General features: G+C 67.3%; 16 protein-coding genes. 9 read left to right on the top strand and 7 right to left on the bottom strand.

Translation table 11 applies throughout. The features are described 5' to 3' along the window. The first annotated feature begins 205 nt into the window (after positions 1-205). The gene (locus ACIBCN_RS09620) at positions 206-1,135 is read left to right on the top strand and encodes a neutral zinc metallopeptidase (RefSeq protein WP_396991053.1); all 930 of its coding nucleotides are present in this window, start codon (positions 206-208) and stop codon (positions 1,133-1,135) included. Between the two features lie 185 nt (positions 1,136-1,320). Further along, positions 1,321-1,854, top strand: a complete 534-nt coding sequence (locus ACIBCN_RS09625; RefSeq protein WP_396991054.1) for a hypothetical protein — start codon at positions 1,321-1,323, stop codon at positions 1,852-1,854. A 298-nt stretch (positions 1,855-2,152) separates the two neighbouring features. On the opposite strand, the gene ACIBCN_RS09630 is transcribed toward ACIBCN_RS09625, so the two are convergent. Together ACIBCN_RS09630 and ACIBCN_RS09635 are read right to left on the bottom strand one after the other, a co-directional pair. Next, positions 2,153-3,805: a hypothetical protein gene (locus tag ACIBCN_RS09630; protein WP_396991055.1), complete on the bottom strand. Its 1,653-nt coding sequence runs from the start codon at positions 3,803-3,805 to the stop codon at positions 2,153-2,155. Continuing rightward, on the bottom strand, positions 3,802-4,131 hold the full coding sequence (locus ACIBCN_RS09635) for a type VII secretion target (protein WP_396991056.1): 330 nt from the start codon (positions 4,129-4,131) through the stop codon (positions 3,802-3,804). The genes ACIBCN_RS09630 and ACIBCN_RS09635 overlap by 4 nt, the downstream gene beginning before the upstream one ends. 231 nt (positions 4,132-4,362) lie before the next feature. On the opposite strand from ACIBCN_RS09635, the gene ACIBCN_RS09640 reads away from it, so the two are divergent. Continuing rightward, the gene (locus ACIBCN_RS09640) at positions 4,363-5,364 is read left to right on the top strand and encodes an NAD-dependent epimerase/dehydratase family protein (protein WP_396991057.1); all 1,002 of its coding nucleotides are present in this window, start codon (positions 4,363-4,365) and stop codon (positions 5,362-5,364) included. A gap of 75 nt (positions 5,365-5,439) precedes the next feature. Here ACIBCN_RS09640 and ACIBCN_RS09645 read toward each other — a convergent pair whose 3' ends face one another. From ACIBCN_RS09645 to ACIBCN_RS09660, 4 genes are all read right to left on the bottom strand, one after another. Then, positions 5,440-6,096 (bottom strand): alpha/beta fold hydrolase, encoded by a 657-nt coding sequence (locus ACIBCN_RS09645; RefSeq protein WP_396991058.1) that lies wholly within the window; start codon positions 6,094-6,096, stop codon positions 5,440-5,442. A 277-nt stretch (positions 6,097-6,373) separates the two neighbouring features. Continuing rightward, the gene (locus ACIBCN_RS09650; RefSeq protein ID WP_396991059.1) at positions 6,374-7,027 is read right to left on the bottom strand and encodes a response regulator; all 654 of its coding nucleotides are present in this window, start codon (positions 7,025-7,027) and stop codon (positions 6,374-6,376) included. A gap of 2 nt (positions 7,028-7,029) precedes the next feature. Next, positions 7,030-8,232 (bottom strand): sensor histidine kinase, encoded by a 1,203-nt coding sequence (locus ACIBCN_RS09655; protein WP_396991060.1) that lies wholly within the window; start codon positions 8,230-8,232, stop codon positions 7,030-7,032. Beyond that, positions 8,178-10,331 carry an MMPL family transporter gene (locus ACIBCN_RS09660; RefSeq protein WP_396991061.1) on the bottom strand — a complete coding sequence of 718 codons (2,154 nt, stop codon included), beginning with the start codon at positions 10,329-10,331 and terminating at the stop codon, positions 8,178-8,180. The genes ACIBCN_RS09655 and ACIBCN_RS09660 overlap by 55 nt, the downstream gene beginning before the upstream one ends. Positions 10,332-10,851: 520 nt before the next feature. Between ACIBCN_RS09660 and ACIBCN_RS09665 the strand changes: the two genes are divergently transcribed. Then, positions 10,852-11,400, top strand: coding sequence for a GNAT family N-acetyltransferase (locus ACIBCN_RS09665; protein ID WP_396991062.1), 549 nt, complete (start codon positions 10,852-10,854; stop codon positions 11,398-11,400). Between the two features lie 43 nt (positions 11,401-11,443). After that, complete coding sequence (locus ACIBCN_RS09670; RefSeq protein WP_396991063.1) at positions 11,444-11,842, top strand: hypothetical protein; 399 nt, start codon at positions 11,444-11,446, stop codon at positions 11,840-11,842. 151 nt (positions 11,843-11,993) lie between these two features. Here the strand turns inward: ACIBCN_RS09670 and ACIBCN_RS09675 are convergent, their stop codons facing one another. Beyond that, complete coding sequence (locus tag ACIBCN_RS09675) at positions 11,994-13,106, bottom strand: FAD-dependent monooxygenase (RefSeq protein ID WP_396991064.1); 1,113 nt, start codon at positions 13,104-13,106, stop codon at positions 11,994-11,996. Positions 13,107-13,238: 132 nt separating this feature from the next. Between ACIBCN_RS09675 and ACIBCN_RS09680 the strand changes: the two genes are divergently transcribed. The 4 genes from ACIBCN_RS09680 to ACIBCN_RS09695 all read left to right on the top strand — a co-directional run bounded on the left by ACIBCN_RS09680 (position 13,239) and on the right by ACIBCN_RS09695 (position 18,391). Then, positions 13,239-13,940 carry a GntR family transcriptional regulator gene (locus ACIBCN_RS09680; protein ID WP_396991065.1) on the top strand — a complete coding sequence of 234 codons (702 nt, stop codon included), beginning with the start codon at positions 13,239-13,241 and terminating at the stop codon, positions 13,938-13,940. Positions 13,941-14,213: 273 nt separating this feature from the next. Then, a complete protein-coding gene (locus ACIBCN_RS09685) occupies positions 14,214-15,230 on the top strand; it encodes an Rv2578c family radical SAM protein (RefSeq protein ID WP_396991066.1) in 1,017 nt (338 codons plus the stop codon). A 132-nt stretch (positions 15,231-15,362) separates the two neighbouring features. Beyond that, positions 15,363-17,315: a 2-oxoacid:acceptor oxidoreductase subunit alpha gene (locus ACIBCN_RS09690; RefSeq protein WP_396991067.1), complete on the top strand. Its 1,953-nt coding sequence runs from the start codon at positions 15,363-15,365 to the stop codon at positions 17,313-17,315. Continuing rightward, entirely contained in the window at positions 17,312-18,391 is a 1,080-nt protein-coding gene (locus ACIBCN_RS09695) for a 2-oxoacid:ferredoxin oxidoreductase subunit beta (RefSeq protein ID WP_396991068.1), read from the top strand. Before ACIBCN_RS09690 ends, ACIBCN_RS09695 begins: the two co-directional genes overlap by 4 nt. The last annotated feature ends 61 nt before the right edge of the window (positions 18,392-18,452 follow it).

An 18,452-nucleotide genomic window follows, 5' to 3' on the forward strand; every position in this document is an offset into this window, starting at 1 on the left:
AGCTTCCCGCCGCGTCCGATGTCGCCCTCGCCGTTACCTTCCCTCACGGGCTCCGTCACACCACCCGCGGTTGAATCGCCCCGAACGTGGCATCCCCAGGTCGTAGCGAAACACGTCCGCCGGGTGGAAACCGACATCGCCCTGCCTGTGTCAAGCTTTAGACCACGCGGCGCCTGTGCAGGCGACAACACAGAGAGCGACGACGATGACCTTCAACGAGGGCATGAAGATCGACCCGGACCGGGTTTCCTGGGGTGGCGGTGGCGGCCCAGGCCGAGGCGGCAAAATCGCGCTGGGCGGCGGCGCGGGCGGACTCATCATTCTGGTGCTGGCACTGCTGCTCGGCGGCGATCCCGGTTCGCTACTCGGCGATCTCACCGGCACCCAAGACTCCCAAGTAGATTCGGGGCCCGGCACTTTGCCGGCACACTGCACCGATGGTGCGAGCGCCAACACCTACGTCGACTGCCGGGTCGCGCTCACCATCCAAAGCCTGGACGCGGTGTGGTCCACCGAACTCCCGAAGCAGACCGGCAAACGCTACGTGGAGCCGAAGGTCAGGCCCTTCTCCGGCGCTATCGGCACCGGATGCGGCAACGCCACCAGCGCGGTCGGCCCGTTCTACTGCCCGGCCGACCAGACCGCCTACTTCGACGTCAGCTTCTTCCAGGAGCTGGTCGACCGCTTCGGTGCCAGCGGCGGGCCGCTCGCCCAGGAGTATGTGGTGGCCCACGAAATCGGCCACCACATCCAGAATCAGCTCGGCGATATCGGCCGCGCCCAACGCGATCCGCAGGGCGCGAACTCCGCCGCGGTGCGCACCGAGCTGCAGGCCGACTGCTACGCGGGGCTCTGGGCCCACTTCGCGGACAAGACACCCGCGCCGGGCGCCACCCAACCGTTCCTGAAGCCGCTGACGGACACCGACGTCAACGACGCGCTGTCCGCCGCGGCGGCGGTCGGCGACGATCGAATCCAACGCGCCGCGCAGGGCCGGGTGAACCCGGAGAAGTTCACGCACGGCGATTCGGAGGAGCGGCAGAAGTGGTTCCTCGCCGGATATCACACCGGCCAGGTGAAGGCGTGCGACACGTATTCGGCCACGGACCTGAAGAATCCGCCCATCCCGCGCTGAAACTCGCTGCCGCACTGCGATAATCGACCGCGCACACCCTGTTCGACCGGTGCCGTTCGGCGGCGGCCATCGAACAGCGCGATAATCGACACGGCAACGCGCCGAACCGATCCCGGTCCGGCGCGCTGCCATGCGGCGGATCGCTGGCAGCCGCAGCCGGGCACGGATAGCAGGAGAGTGGATTGATGCGAGGAACGAAAGCGGCACTGCTGGTTGCCATGTCGGCGCTCGTGATCGGCGCGGGCACCGCGACCGCCGATCCGGCCGACCGGCCGAGCGTGCACGGACCGGTGTCCGCGCCGTTGGCGCTGCTCACCCTGACCAAGATCCCGAACGGCTGGCAGACCCGGGTCGACCTGCGCCCGCAACTGGAGGTGTCCGGCGACGGCCGGGCCGTAAAGACCCCCGATGCCGTTGCCGCGGAACGCGATCCAGACAACCTGCCACAGAAACTCAACGGCCACATCCCACCCGACGTACTCGCAGCCGCACTCACCGAGACCAGGGCCCTCGCCACCGTCGATTTCGGCATGCCCACCATCACCGACCAGGGCAGCCAAATCATCGATCTCATGCCGCAAGCCCCCGAAGAAGACGCCCACCTGGTCGTCTACGCCCCCGAATCCACCGAGGGCCTCGCCCCCGAACAACAAGCCGCCCGCAAACGCTTCACCGACCTCTACCGCAAACTCCTGGAAGCCTTCACCCAAGACGCCTGACCCCAACCAACAGCCGCACCCTCTCTCAGGACCCGCACCCTTAATTCGGACGCACAGCCAGTGCGAATCCCGAGAGAGGGTGCGGATCTTCGTTGCGCAGTGCTCGTGGCGCGAGCAGCCCGGCGCCCACGAAGTTGCGTGCCGTGCGCAGCGTCCGGCTGTCCCTGCGCGAGCTGACAGTTCGTGCCAAACAGCAGACTTCGGCGGCAGGATCAGGCCGAGCCCTACCGCGAACGCCAGAAAGCCCGGCTCGAGCGAAACTTTCGCTGCTCGGGCCGGGCTCTGCGGGACAATCGCGCTAGAACTGGTCCTGTTCGTAGTCGGAGGTGACGATCTCGTCGGAGTGGGTGGCGCCGATGACGTCGGGGGTGGATTCGCCGAGGGGGCCGGTGAGGTCGTCGTTGCCGATGGCGCTTTGGTAGGGCTGCACGGTGCGGGAGTGTTCGTCCTCGCCGCTGCGCTGAGCGCCCGCGGCACCGGCGCCGCCGCCCATGAAGCTGTTGCCCGCGCCGGCCGTACTGGTGTTCGGGGAACCAGTGGTGCCGGGGCCGAAGCCGGTGCTGCCGGGGACGCCGCTGATCGGGCGGATCGGCATGCTGGTGCCGGGCAGGGCGCTTACCTTGGGCATCGACGGGACGCCGGGGATGCTGGGGCGACTGCTCGGGCTGCCCGTGCCGGTGCGGCTCGGGACGCCGGGCACCCCGGTGGGGCTGTGGCTGGTGACGCTCGGGTTGCTCGGGCTGTTCACCGACGCGGCCGTGGTCGAGTTCTGGGTGCCGGTGGGCGAATTGAGGCCCGCGGCCTGGGTCGCGGTGTCCGACGCGGCCGACTGTGCCTGCTCCAGGATCGGCTGGCCGACGTTCTGCGCCAGCGCCTGCGCGACCTCCTGCGGCGCGGGGCCACCACCGGGGGCGACCAGCTGCTGCACCATGCCGCTCAACTCGCCCGTCTTGCCTGCGAGATCGCCGCGGGTGGCATTGACGATGCCGACGGCCTGACCGAGATGCTCGGTGGCCGAGGCCATCAGCGTGGCCTGGGCGGGTGGGGTCAGGATCACCGGTGCCATCGCGGTCGCCTGGGTGGCGAACGACGAAGCGACGGTGAGCAATTGCGCGTTGCCCTGCTGCACCACCGCGGCGGCCTTCTGGGTGAGGTCGGAGATGTCGATGCCGCGCTTGCTGGTCTCCTGGCCCTCGACGTTGTGCTGCTGGCTGGTGGCCTGCGCGTTGCGCGCGGCCTGGCTCTGCCAGAGTTGCTCGACGGTGGTCATGCTGCCCTTGCCGACCTGCATGGCCATGTCGATGACCTTGGAGGACTGGCTCAGGATCGCGGTCGGGTCGAGCGCGCCGATGACGCCGGTGCCGAAGCTGCTGAGCAGATCGAGGATCGGCTTGATCAGCATGTCGACGCCGGGCAGCGCGGGCACGGAGATGCCCTGCATGAGCGCGGCGACCGGGTCGGCGGGCAGCGCGGGCAGCGAGGTCGGGATGGCGGCGGTCGCCTGACTCACCGCGGCGGCGACCGTGCTCGGCGCCGAGCCGACGGCGCCGTTCAAGACACCGGTGGCCTGGTCGATCGCCTGGTTCACCGGAGCGGCGACGTGCTGCAGCGCGGTGTGCGTATCACCGAGCAGCGCCGAAACATCGGACGGGACACCGGAGATGCCCTGCGCGTCCGGCGATTGGTTGCCGTTGAGCCCCGGCATGCCGCCCGGCATACCGAGCGCGTTGTGCTGGTCCTCGCTGAGTCGCTTGGACAGCACGAAATCCGGCGGCTCGTACGGCGGCATATCGTCGGGCACCTGCCCGAGCGGCACATCGAGCACCGCCTGGGCGGCCGAGTTCTGCGTCGCGTCGAGCACGGCCTGCTGGCTGATGGCCACGTGCTGATCGGCGGAGTGCGCCATCGCGAGTTCTTCGGGAGCGATCACCCCGGTGTCGAGCGGCTTCATACGGCGCCGCCGATCTGGTTGCCGATGGCATCGAGCGCGCCCGCGCTCGACCAGTCGGTCGCGTCGTAGGCCGCGGCGGCGCTGAACGCGGACTCGGAAAGCTTGTTGTATTTGGCCGAAAGATCGTTGATGTCCTTCGCCTGCAGCACCTGTGCCGCGGCGAACATCGCCAGGTAGTCGACCCCGATCAGACCGAACACCGGCACGAGTGCCGAGACGTTCTTGACCGCGTCGAAATTACCTGCCCCCGCAAGATCACCGGCGATGCCCGCGTTCGTGGCGGCGAACGCCCGGACCGCGTCGGTCTCTACCGAGAGATCACTCATCGAGTTGCCCCCCAAATCGTCGTGCACATCAGTGTCGTGAACTTCTTCGTCGTCACCGTCTGCCCATTGCCGAACGGCATGACCGCTACGGATGGGCCCAATATAGCGGACGGTACCGGCAACTTTCGAGCCCATCGGGACGTTCACAGTGGGAATGCGAAGGTTGGCAGGGGGAATCGGAAGGAACTGGAACGTGTTGCAAATTAGAACAAGTTCTATATTGTCGATGCCATGAAGGTCGCAGTGACCGGCGCAGCCGGCTACCTTGGCACGAATCTGCTCCGCCTGCTCGTCGCGCGCGGCCACGAAGTCACCGCCATAGATCGGGTGGTGCCACCAACGGCCACCGAACCGAACATCACCTGGGTGAGCGCGAGCGTGCTCGATCCGGCGTCGATGCGGGCGGCGCTCGACGGCGCCGAGATCGTGTATCACCTGGTCGCGGTGATCACCCTCGCCGAGAAGAACGACCTGGCCTGGAAGGTGAACACCGAAGGCGTCCGGGTGGTCGCCGAGGCGGCGCTCGAGGTCGGTGTGCGGCGCATGGTGCACGCCAGCTCGATCCACGCGTTCAACCAGTACAGCTGCGGCGGCAGTATCAATGAGAGCGCCCCGCGCTCGACCGAATCCGCCCTCCCCGTCTACGACCGGTCCAAGTGGGCGGGCGAGGTCGCGCTCCGCAAGGTGATCGACCAGGGCCTGGACGCGGTGCTGTGCAACCCCACCGGCGTGTTCGGCCCCCTCGACTACAGCAAGCCGCTGTCCCGCATCAACCGCACACTGCGGGACGCCGCGCAGGGCCGCATTCCGGCGATGATCGGCGGCGGCTTCGACCTGGTCGACGTGCGCGATGTCGCACAGGGCCTGATCCTGGCGTCCGAGCGCGGCCGCACCGGCGAGAATTACCTGCTCGGCGGCGAGATGATCTCGATGCTCGACCTCTGCCGACTTGCTGCCAACCATGGCGGCAAACGCGGCCCGCGCTTCGCCATTTCCCCCAAGCTCGTCGCGGGCGCGATCCCCGTGCTAGCGCCGATCGGCAAGCTCTTCAAATCCGATATCGTCTCGAAAGCCGCACTGGGCGCACTTATTTCGGCCCCGATGGTGGATCACGGCAAGGCCGAACGCGAACTCGACTACCGCCCTCGGCCCACCGACGAGACCGTCCGCGACCTGGTCGCCTTCTTCGCCGACCCGACCCCGGCGACCCCGGACACCCGGCAGATCGCCTGACTCCTTCCTCGAACAGCACCCGGAGCGGCTGGTCGAATTCGCCTAGCCGCCCACCGGACGCTGCTACGAGTGCGTTCAGAGGTGGTCGCGGATGATGGTCACGACGTCGTCGGGTCGGCTCAGGAACGGGCAGTGACCGCCCTGCCAGGTCACGGCGGTGCCGCAGCGTTGGGTGAAGTAGGCGACCATTTCGGGCAGGATCGCCCGGTCCTCAGTCGCCGCGATGTAGGTCGACGGGGTGTCCTTCCATGCCGCGTGCGCGGGTGACTCGGTGAAGATCGAAGCGGGTTCGGGGCGCAGGAGCTCGATCGCCCGGTCCGCGACTTCGGGTGTGCAGTCGGCGAAGAGGCCCTCGCGGGCACCGGCCGGATCCAGCCGGGTCATGCCCGCGTCGTCGACGGTGAGTGGCAGCGGGGCACCTTGGCGGCCGGTCTCCTGTTCGATCCGCGCGATCCACTGTTGCGCGTTCTCGCCGACATCGAAGACGAAGCTCGACAGATACAGCAGATGCGAGATCCCCTTCAAACCCGTCGCGGTGACACCGCCGAAGGAGTGGGCCAGCACCACCGGCGGCTCGGCCGCCTGATCGATGAGCTCCTGGACAAGGCGAGTGCTGTCGGCCAGGGAATGCCCCGCCAGATCGGGCACCGTGACATCGATGCCGTCGCGGCGCAGTCGCTGAGCGATCTCATCGTAGTGAGCCGGTTGCAGCCAGGCACCGTGCAAAATCATCAAGGGGCGCATAACTCGTCGTTATACCCGTAGCGACATAATTTCTGCGTCAGCCTGATGCCGGCTCCTGCCGAACCGAGCACCGAACCTCCGGCACGAGTCTGTCGAGATTCAGCTTCGGACCCATGAGCGCAACGCTCGCTCGGCGGCGGCGATCCGCAAGCTCGGCGCCATCGATCTCGGCGCGCCAGGACACCCTCATCCGTCGCGACGGCAGCCTCCGCCCGAGCCGCTTTTTCCGTCTCGAACCTGGCTCGACATAGCTGCTGGCCCGGGGTCACTCGGTGTTCCAGCCATGCGACCGGAGTAGCCCCTGCTCCAGCGCCACTACCACCGCGCGGGTTCGGTCGCTGACCTCGAGCTTCGCGAATACCCGCAGCAGATGGGTTTTCACGGTGGCCTCCGCGATGTGCAGCCGAGCGCCGATCTCAGCGTTGGACAGTCCGTCCGCCACCGCCGTCAGCACAGCCGCCTCGCGCGGCGTGAGCGCCGCCGGTGCCGGCCGCCGCATCCGCGCGACCAGACGCTGCGCCACCCGCGGCGCCAGCACCGTCTCGCCGCGCGCGGCCGCGTGGATGGCCGCGACCAGTTGCTCGCGACTGGCGTCCTTGAGGAGATAGCCGGTGGCGCCCGCCTCCACCGCGCGCTCGATCTCGGCGTCCGTGTCGTAGGTGGTCAGGATCAACACGCGGGTGCCAGGGTGGGCCGCGGTGATTTCCGCCGTGGCGCCGACACCGCCGAGGACCGGCATGCGCAGGTCGAGCACCGCCAGATCCGGCCGCAGCTGAGCTACTAAACCGACGGCCGCGCGGCCGTCGCCACAGTCGCCGACGACGTCGATGCTCGGTTCGTCGGCCAGCAATGCGACCAGTCCGGCGCGCATGACCGTGTGGTCGTCGGCGACGATAATCCGGTGCCGCACTTCGGACATGGTCACACCTGAACTTTCGTCGGCAGCGCGGCGTGGATTCGAGTGCCGTCGCCGATCGAGCTGGTGATGGTGAGCTCGCCGCCCAGCTCCCGCAGCCGGGCACGCATACCGTCGAGTCCGAAGCCGCGCGGGCCGTCCATCGCGAAACCGCTTCCGTCGTCGGTGATTTCGAGTTCGACGGTGCCCGGCTGCCGGGTCAGCAGCACGCCGACAGTGGAGGCGGCGGCGTGCTTGCGGACGTTCGCGAGGGATTCCTGGGTGCAGCGCAGCAGGGCGATGCGGGTCAGCAGGTCGCAGTCGATGTCGGCGAGTTCGGCCTCGACCACGATGCCGGTGTCCTGCGCGAATCGATCCAGTGTGCGGCGCAGCGTATCCGCGACCGTCCCGGTGGTGACGCCGTTCGATGAGGCGGGGCCGACCAGGGCTCGGGCCTCGGTGAGGTTGTCCCGCGCGGTCTGTTCGATGGAATCCAGCCGTTGCGCGCTGCGCGCCGGGTCGGCGCGGGCCGCTTCGGCCAGCACGATGATCGAGGCGAAGCCCTGCGCCAGCGTGTCGTGGATATCGCGGGCCAGCCGCTCTCGCTCCGCGGCGGCACCCTCCCTGCGGTGCGCCTCGACCAGTCGCCGCTCGGACTGCGCCAGCTCGGCGGCGAGCCGAGCCGCGCGCTCGTTGCTCTGCCCGAGCAGGCGATCCATCCACAGACCGACCAGCACGCTCGCGGCGTAACCGATCAGTGCGGCAGTCACATTGCCGGTCCGGAGGTCCTGGCTCCAGGCTTGGCCGGCCACGCCGCCGAACGCGGTGACCAGGGTGGCCAGACCGCTGACGACGATCGCTGGTCGTGGGCCGCTGGTGTAGATCCAGAACAGCGGCAGCGAGACGATCAGCAGCGACGCGGCACCGCCGAGCAGCGCGGACATCGCGCCGAGCACGACGACGAGGCCGAACAGGAAGACGCGCGGAGACAGCGCGCCCTGCCGCAGTGCCGCGTAGCCGAGGCCGAGCACAGCGAGCAACACCCAGGACAGGTAGACCGACGGTCCCTCACCCACCAGAGCGAGGGCCGACGGGCCCAGTCCGAACAACACCCAGCAGGCGTCGTACAACCGCCGCAAAGATCGCGGGGCGGACCGGTTTTCGAGCATGCTGATCAACCTACGGGTGCGGGGGCGGCGGCCGGTCGGCGTCGCCGTGGCATCCACCATGCCCGATCCCCGAGCAGCAGCAGCGCGGCGGGCAGCACCAGCATCCGGATCACCACCGCGTCCAGCAGCACCGCCACCGCCAGGCAGAACCCCATTTGTTTCATCTCCGTCAGCTGCAGCGCGACGAAGCCGCCGAAGACCGTCACCATCACCACCGCCGCGCTGGTGATCACCTTCGCCGAACGGCCGATGCCCTCCAGCACGGCCGCACACGAGGACAGCCCCCGCTCCCGCGCCTCCCGGATCCGGCTCATCACGAATACCTGGTAGTCCGTCGACAACCCGAACAGGATCACGAAAAGGAACAGCGGTACCCGCGAGACGATCGCCCCCCGCGAATCGAAGTCCAGCAGCGCCTCGGCCCAGGTGCCCTGGAACACCACCGTCATCAGACCCAGTGCCGCTGCCGCGGACAGCAGGTTGAACACCACGCCGAGCAGACCGATCACCACCGACCGGAACACCCACACCGTCATCACGAACGTCACCAAGAGCAGCAACCCGACGACCAGCGGCAGTATCTCGCGCTCGTGCCGCACGTAGTCCCGCCCGCGGGCCACATCGCCGCTCACCGCGGTCTCGACGCCGCTCAGTCGGCCGATGGTCGCGGGAATGTAGTCCGCACGGAGCTTGTGCAGGGATTCGATAGCCTCCGGTGACTGGGCGGGGTGCGGCACCGGGAGTTCCAGCACGCTGGTGCGGCCGTCCGCGGCGGTGCGCACCGCCGCCGCGCCCACCGCGAACAGCGAATCCGCCTGTGCGCGTTCGTTCAATCGACCCAGTGCCGCGCGGACCTCGTCCTGCTGCTCAGCGGAATTCCTTACCACCACTTCGTGTTTCACGAGCAGTTCCGGGAACGCTCCGGTCAGCCGGTCGTAGACCTGCATCGCTGGAATGTCCCGGGAGAAAGTGTCCCGGCCCGGGTCCATCAGCTTCAATCCCAGCATCGGCGCCGCCAGTACCAGCATGAGCAGCAGCGATACACCCAGCGTCCGGCCGGGGCGGCGCTGCACAACACGCAACAGAGGCGCGGTGCGGAATCCGAGCTCGGGTCGTTCGCGCCGGGCGACCTTGCCGCGCGCGGCCCGCCGTTCGGCGCGGCGGCCGATCCACACCAGCAGCGCGGGCAACGCCGTCATGGAACTGGCGACAGCGACCGCCACCACCAGGATAGTGCCGGTGGCCAGCGAGGAAAATATCACGTCGCTAGCGAAGTAAAGCATTGCGGTAGAGGCGATTACCGCGATCCCGGACACCGCAATGGTGCGTCCCGCGGTGCGCGCCGCCAACTCGACCAGCGCCTCAGCGCTGAGCCGCCCACCGGATCGCGCCCGCTCCTCCCGCTCCCGCTCCACATAGAACAACGTGTAGTCGACGCCGACCGCCAGCCCGATCAGCAGAATCATGTTCGTACCCACCCCGGCATCCGGAACCAGATGCGAGACAAGCATATTCAGCCCGACCGCAGCGCCGATCGCACTCAACGCCAGCAGCACCGGTACCCCGGCGATCACCACCGAACCGAAGACCACCAACAGCGTCAGCAGCGTGATCGGTATCGAAATCCGCTCGGACAGAGCCAGATCCACGCCGCGCTGATCATTGACGCCCTTGCTGATCGACGCGGAACCGGTCTGCTCCACCACCACAGACGGATGCGCCGCTTGAACTGTCGCGGTCTGCGCGAGCAGCGGCACAACATTCTTCTTGCCCTTCAACTCGGGCCCACGCAACGTCACGGCCACCCGCACCGCGCGGCCGTCGGCCGAACGCACCGGCTCCGCCACCCTCTCGACCTCGGGCAGCTCCATCATCCGGGCGGCAACCTCACCGACGACCGCCCGCTCCTCGTCGACCCGTCCGCCGTCGGCTGCCCGAATCAAGGTGTACTCCAACGGTTTACGCTGCAACCCGGCCTCGGTGGCCAGTGCCTCAGCACGGCCACCCTCGCCCACCCAGAAATCTTCCGTGGTCGCTTCATGCGTGCCCGCGGCGAACCCCGCCCCCAGACAGACCACCACGAAGACGAACCATCCGATCATTGCCCGCCAAGGGTGCGTCGCACTCCAACGTGCCACGCGCACAGGGATTTTTGTCATGCCGCCAATCGTGTGCGCCGGACCACCCCTGCCGACAGCATCACCTGGTTGAACCTTCGTCCACCGATCGGTGGACAAATCTACCCACTACGGCGTGACTCCGAGCTGGTCAGCGTGGAAGCTGGCGGTCCAGTTCTCCGGCGGTGGTGTGTGCGGCGGCACACCGTCGTCCTCGAGCAGAAAGGCGCATTACCACCGCTTTCTCCGATCCGATTCGCACGGATGGATCACCAACCCATCATTTCACCTCGGAGCCGAGGATTGTGTCTTCACTGTCAACCGGGTAGCCGGGTTCGGTCGACGGTTGAGTCAACGGTCCAGCCGAAGGCCCAGCGATGTAAACGTCCTGTATAGCCGCTGGGCGGTCGAGCGGAGCGCAGATCGTCTGCCGCGCTGGATATCCTGTAGTGCTGACTATGTGGTGCGCGGTGCTTGCCTGGTGAACTCCCAGTAATCGCACCGGTGCTCGCGCGAACCTGATGGCGAACGCGCGTGATGCAGGCCCGAGATACTCTCGCTGTTGTCACCGCGCATCATCGTTGCGGAGCCATTCTCGATAAGGGGCAGACGGCACTTGAATGAGCGTCCAGTGCTTGGCTTCCGGCGCGCACGAGCCGACGAGACCGCTCTCGTTTTGGATATCCTCGCCGAGGCGGCGGCATGGCTACACAACCGTGGCATCCACCAGTGGCCGGAGCGGTTTCCGGCAGAGTCGACCCGATCGCAAATCGAAGCACGAACGTTGATGCTGGCCGAAGCCGGACCGGTGGTCGCGACATTCGTCATGGTCAGAAATGGTGACTATTGGACCGATGGTCACAAGGCTCTGCACGTGTCGCGGCTCGCAGTTCGTCGGTCCGCAGCCGGACAGGGTGTGGGCTACCGAATCCTGGACTGGGTACAAGCTCGCGCACGCATCGCGGGTATGTCCCGGATACGGTTGGCGACGGCCCGTGACAACCTGGCGCTGAGGGCGTATTACGAGGCCGCTGGCTTTCGGCACGTCGCCGACCCGCAGGACGCGAAGTGGCCGACCAGTCTTTACGAACGGATACACGGTTACCGATAGGCCGAGTTCCGCCAGTTGGCTACGTTCCAGCGAGCCACAGCCGTTGGCGTGCAGTCGATCTCGAGAACATCCGCTTCTGCCGAATACAAGATGGGTCGGTGGCGGGCGTGGGCGACCCTCCGGCGGCCTTCAGCGAACCCGCCTCCAGAACCATGACCCCCGCCTGCGGCTGATAGCGGCCGTACCGTCGCTGCAGGCGCGCTACGCCGCCAACGAATTCGCCATGGTGGCGCTGTTCGCCCGCGTGCTCGCCGACCGCACCAGCCGTCCGGCCGAGGACTACCAGGTCGAGCTGGCGGCCGCCGCGGTAACGGCCGTCATGTTCACTGCGGCCCGCCGCTGGGCGGCGAACGGCGGGGCCACGCCGATCAGTGTGCTGACCGATCAGGCCATCACGGCCATCGAACCGACCCTGACCGCGCTGGCCACCGCCAGCCGGTAATCGCGGTCTAGGGCTGGTAGCGGTGGAATGGTGAGGTTGGCCGCCCCGCTGTCCGCCGCTCAGCGCCGAGCCGCTACTCGGCGGTATTGCCCAGCAACGAAACCGGCACTCCGGCAGCGGCGTTCAGGCTCGTGTCGGTACTCGACCGGAATCACCGTATCGGGGGCCACTGCTGGTTGCGGGCCTCGATCGCTTCCCGGGTTGCTGGCACGACCCGGTCCCGTGCCTGCGGAACGCCTCCCTGGGCGCGGTCCACCTGAGGTCGCATTGCCTGTTCGTAGCGGCCGAACGCCCGGTCGAGGTTTCCGTCGCAGGTGGCCCATTCGGTGGCCAGGACGTCGGCGCCGATCATAGCCAGCGGTGTTCCCTGGCCGGAGAAGAACGACGGTGCGAACGCCGAGTCACCGAGCAGCACCACCCGTCCGCTCGACCACCGGTCCATATGCACCTGGCTGGCCGAGTCGAAATAGAAGTCCTCGGATTGTTTGAGTGCGTCCAGCATCTCGGCGATCTTCCAGCCCCGAGCGGAGGAGTACTCGTCGAACACCAGCTGCCGTTGTTGCTCGACGTCGTGGTAGTCGTATGCGATTTCCGGAGACCGGAAGAGGAAGCCGCCCATCGCCCGAGCCGCGTAATCACCGATCAAGACCGACCGGCCGGGCACGCTGTACAGGAAGGCCTCCCCGTCGGCACCGAGTTCGGCCGGCAGGGACAGGATGCCGTAGTACACACCCAGGTGCCGCCGGAACCGCTCCTCCGGGCCGAAGACCAGACGCCGGGTGCCGGAGTGGATCCCGTCCGCTCCCACCAGCACCTCGTAGCGGCCGCTCCGGCCGCTGGCGAATCCGACCTCCACCGCGTCACCGGTGTCGGTCACCTCCTGGATGGAGTCCCCGTATATGAAGGTGACCTCCGGGCCGACCGCCCCGTGCAGGATGTCGATGAGGTCGCTGCGGAAGATCTCCAGGTCGTCCGGGCTGTCCTGGGGAAGTTCGGTTGGCAATGCGCCGACCTTCTCGCCGTTCTCGTCCACGATGTGCGTGAAAGCGCTCCGCTGGGCGGCGCCGGTCTCATGTGCGGCGAGCATGTCCCGGATGCCCATGTCGGCTGCCACGTCGAGTGCCGCACCCCGGACATCGATCGGTGCTCCGCTGCGGCGCAGCTCCAGCGCCCGTTCCACCACGGTGACCTCGGCGCCCCGTGCGCTGAACCGCTGCGCCGCGGCCAGACCCGCGATGCTGGCCCCGCTGATCAAGATGGACATAACATCACTTCCTTCCTAAAATTGCATGCAATCAAGTCCATAGTGCATGAAAAGTGGCATGTGGTCGACTTGTGGTGCCCATGGCGGAGCGCAGGTACGGCCGATACGCGAGGGACGAGCGAGGAGAGGGTGATGATGTCGGACAACGACCGCACACGGCAGAGCGTGCAGATCGTCGAAGACCTGACGACATCGCTGGCGGACCGGATCGCTAACGGGGAGTTCCCGCTCGGTACCTGGATGCGCCAGGCGAAGGTGGCGCAGGACTACGGCGTGAGCCGGACGCCGGCGAGCCTGGCGTTGAGCAGGCTCGAGGCAATGGGCGTCCTGGAACGTGTGCCCAACCGCGGGTTCCGGGTCCGTTACCCATCACTTCAGGAGATCATGGAGCTGTTCGAGGTTCGCGCGGTACTGGAGGGACATGCCGCTTACCGCGCGGCGAGCCGGATCACCGAGGCACAGCTCCAGCAGCTCTGGGACCAGGTAGCCGGCCTCCGGTGGGTCGTGCAGATGATCCGCGACGGCGCGGACCCCGAGGCTGTCGGCGCGCCGTGGCAGCAGTCGTTCAGCACCTTTCACCGGGTGGTCTTCGAGGCTGCGGGCAACAGACAGCTGCACGAGGCGGCCGACGCGTTGTACCGCAAGCTGCCACGCAAGATCTCTTGGCGGGTACTGCGGGGCGACCCCAGGTCGCTCGCCCAGCACGCCGACGAGCACGAGCACATCGCCAAGGCCATCGAAACGCGCGACGGGGCGAAAGCCCGGGAACTGACCGTCGCGCACATCGAGGCAGCACGCGAACTCATCTTCGCGCACCTGCCGATTCCGGACTGAACCTGCGGACCGTCCTGCGTGATTGTTCCACTTCCTCGGAACGGAACGATTGCCTGGCAGCGCCTGCCGCACTTGTGGCGGCAAGACCGCCGCGAAGTACCGTCGATGTCGACACCGGGAAGCCGTCGGCGCGCATCAGTGCCGCGATCTTGCGGTGTCCCCACGCAGGCCACGCCTCGGCTCATGGGTCCAGGACCTTAAACCTGACGACCCTGCCAAGAATCTCGGCGCACTAGGATTGCCAACCAGGCGAACATATGTTCGACTGGTTGGGTGCGGTGGCAAAGCCAGACCCTGGACGCCGACGACGGCGCGCTGCCCGGGCTCACCCGGGCGGGTTTGACGCGCACCGTGCAAACCCCCGAGTTCGAGGGCATCACTTTTCACGAGGTGCTGTGTAAGAGCGCGCTGAACAAGATGCCGGAGAGCTCGACGCTGCCGTTCCACTGGACGATCAATCCGATGCGCGGCTGCTCGCACGCCTGCCGCTACTGCTTCGCCCGCCCGACGCACGAATACCTGGATCTGGACGCGGGCAAGGATTTCGATTCGCAGATCGTGGTGAAAACGAATATTGCCGCCGTGCTGCGCAAGGAACTCAGCCGGCGCTCCTGGCAACAGGAACCGGTCGCGCTCGGCACCAACACCGATCCGTATCAGCGGGCCGAGGGCCGATACCGGTTGATGCCGGGCATCATTCGCGCCCTCACCGACGCGGGCACGCCGTTCTCCATCCTCACCAAGGGCACCCTGCTGCGCCGGGACCTGCCGCTGCTCACCCTGGCCGCGCGCGAGGTACGCGTGAGCGTGGCCGTATCGATCGCGATTTTCGATCTGGACCTGCATCGCAGCCTGGAAACCGGCACCCCGTCGCCGAAGGCCAGGCTGGAGATGGTGCGCGCGCTCACCGATGCCGGTTTCGACGTGAATGTCATGGTGGCGCCGGTGATTCCATACCTCACCGACAGCAAGGCACACCTCGACGAGCTGTTCGGTGCGATCGCCGGCGCCGGTGCGCGATCGGCCGTCGCCTTCCCGATGCACCTGCGCGGCAGCACCCGGAACTGGTTCCTCGGCTGGCTCGCCGAGCACCATCCGGCGCTGGTCCGGCGCTACCGTCAGCTCTACGGCCGTGGCGCTTATGTGACGCCCGAATACTCGGCCTGGCTACGCGGCCGCCTCGATCCGCTGCTCCAGCGACACGCCCTGCAGCGGGAAATACCGGTCGAACCGGAGACACCACCGGAAAGTCCGCACGCGGCCGACCCGCAACTGGCATTGTTCGGCTGACGCCAAGCGCACCGGCTGCCGGTGATCTTCACGACTTACCTATGAACCTCTCATATCGGGCGGACGCGCCGCACGGTGCGGAGTACGTTGGCGATGGCACCCCTCTCATGGACGAGGAAGTGAAGCAGGCAGATGGTTTCGCAGAACAACGAGGTCGGTACAGCCCAAAACGCTGCCGGCGCAGCGAAATTGGAAAAGGTAGTCATTCGGTTCGCCGGCGACTCCGGTGACGGTATGCAGCTGACCGGTGATCGTTTCACGCACGAAGCGGCCGCGTTCGGCAACGACCTCGCCACCCAGCCCAATTTTCCCGCCGAGATCAGGGCGCCACAGGGCACGTTACCTGGCGTTTCGTCGTTCCAGATCCAGATCGCCGACTACGACATCCTCACCGCGGGCGACCAGCCGGACGTGCTCGTCGCGATGAATCCGGCCGCGTTGAAGGCGAACCTGGAGGATCTGCCGCGCGGCGCGACGGTGATCGTGAACACCGACGAGTTCACCAAGCGCACGCTCACCAAGGTGGGCTACGCCGCCGACCCGCTCGACGACGGCACGCTCGCGGATTTCGTGCTGCATCGCGTCCCGATGACCTCGCTCACCCTGGGTGCGACCGAGTCCACTGGCGTCGGCAAGAAAGACGGACAGCGCGCGAAGAACATGTTCGCGCTCGGCCTGCTGTCCTGGATGTACGGGCGGCCGATCGGCGGCACCGAAAAATTCATGCGGGAGAAGTTCGCCGCCAAGCCGGACATCGCGGAGGCCAATGTGCTGGCGTTCCGGGCGGGCTGGAACTACGGCGAGACCACCGAAAGTTTCGCCACCACCTACGAAATCGCGCCCGCGAAGCTCCCGCCGGGCACCTACCGGCAAATCACCGGCAATACGGCGCTCGCGTACGGGCTGGTCGCGGCGGGTCAACTGGCCGGGCTGCCGATCTTCCTCGGCACCTACCCGATCACCCCGGCCTCGGACATCCTGCACGAGCTGAGCAAGCACAAGAATTTCAGTGTCACCACCTTCCAAGCCGAGGACGAGATCGCGGGAATCGGTGCGGCGCTCGGCGCTTCGCTCGGCGGCGCGCTCGGCGTCACCAGCACCTCGGGGCCGGGGCTCGCGCTCAAGAGTGAAACCATCGGTCTCGCGGTGATGACCGAACTGCCGCTGCTGGTGATCGATGTGCAGCGCGGCGGGCCGTCCACCGGCCTGCCGACCAAGACCGAGCAGGCCGACCTGCTGCAGGCGCTGTACGGGCGCAACGGTGAATCGCCGGTCGCCGTGCTCGCGCCGCGCTCCCCCGCCGATTGTTTCGCCACCGCGGTCGAGGCGGCCAGGATCGCGCTCACCTATCGAACGCCGGTGCTGCTGCTGTCGGACGGTTCGATCGCGAATGGTTCTGAGCCGTGGTCGATTCCACGGGTCGCCGACCTCGCGCCGATCGATCCCGCGTTCGAGCCGGAAGGCGACGACGCCGACCCGTTCCAGCCCTACGCCCGCGACCCGGAAACCCTGGCCAGGCCACTGGCCGTGCCGGGGACCAAGGGGCGCGCGCACCGGATCGGCGGGCTGGAGAAGGCCGACGGCAGCGGCAATATCTCCTACGAACCGGCCAACCATGAACTGATGGTCCGGTTGCGGCAAGCCAAGATCGACGGCATCAGCGTGCCCGATATCGAGGTCGACGATCCGGACGGCAAGGCCGAGCTGCTGATCATCGGCTGGGGCAGCTCGTACGGTCCGATCGGTGAGGCCTGCCGTCGCGCCCGCCGCCGCGGGGTTCCGGTCGCGCAGGCACACCTGCGTCACCTGAATCCGTTGCCCGCCAACCTCGGTGCGGTGCTGCGGCGCTATCGCACGGTGGTCGCGCCGGAAATGAACGGCGGCCAGCTCGCGCTGCTGCTGCGCGGGAAATACCTGGTCGATGTGCGGCCGTGGACGAAGATCGCGGGCACCGCGTTCTCCGCGCAGGAACTCGTCGGGGTGATCGACGCCGCCTTGGACGGCTCGATCGAGGAGATGGAACAGGACAAGGCCTTCGCCGCTCGTGCGCGGGCCACCTACGTCACGACCGGGGGTACCGAATGACCATCGTGGAAACCTCGCTTGTCGGCACCGATCTGGGCCTGACCGGACTGTCCGGCGTGCCCGCCGCGCCGGGTCCACAGAAGGTGAAGGACTTCACCACCGATCAGGAGGTGCGCTGGTGCCCCGGTTGCGGTGACTATGTGATCCTGGCGACCGTGCGCGGCTTCCTCGCCGAGCTCGGATTGCGCAGGGAGAACCTGATGTTCGTCTCCGGGATCGGCTGCTCCAGCCGCTTCCCGTATTACCTCGAGGCGTACGGCATCCACTCCATCCACGGTCGCGCGCCCGCCATCGCCACCGGCCTCGCGGTGACCAGGCCCGACCTGTCGGTCTGGGTGGTGACCGGCGACGGCGACGCGCTGTCCATCGGCGGCAACCATCTCGTGCACGCGCTGCGCCGCAACGTGAACATGACGATCCTGTTGTTCAACAACCGGATCTACGGACTCACCAAGGGCCAGTACTCGCCGACCTCGGAAGAGGGCAAGGTCACCAAGTCGACCCCGCTCGGCTCGGTGGACCATCCGTTCAACACGCTGTCGATCGCGCTCGGCGCCGAAGCCACCTTCGCCGCACGGGCTTTGGACTCCGACCGCGCGGGCCTGACCGAGGTGCTGCGCGCCGCCGCCGAACATCGCGGCACCGCATTCGTCGAAATCCTGCAGGACTGCCCGATTTTCAACGACGGCTCGTTCGACGCCCTGCGCCGCGACAACGCCGCCGACCACCTGATCCCGCTGCACCACGGCGAACCCATCCGATTCGGCGCCGACGGCGAATTCGCTGTCGTGCAAAGCGGTTTCGGCCTCGAGGTGGTCGGCACCGACACCGTCGCCGAGTCAGACATAGTCGTGCACGACGCCTACACCGACAACCCCGAATACGCCTACGCCCTCTCCCGCCTCTCCGACCAGGGCTTGAACCACGTCGTCACGGGTATCTTCCGCAGCGCCACCCGCCCCACCTACGACGACGGCGTACGCGCGCAAACCACAATGGCGCGCGAACGCAAGCCGGTCGAGCAGGACTCCCTGCAGTCCTTGCTCTCCGGCCAGGAAACCTGGACCGTCGCCTAAGGCGAGAATCCACTGGCAGCACGTGATACCACACGGTATCATTGAGTTGTGGCTATGACTC

The sequence above is a fragment of the Nocardia sp. NPDC051052 genome (assembly GCF_044456045.1).
Taxonomy (GTDB): domain Bacteria; phylum Actinomycetota; class Actinomycetes; order Mycobacteriales; family Mycobacteriaceae; genus Nocardia.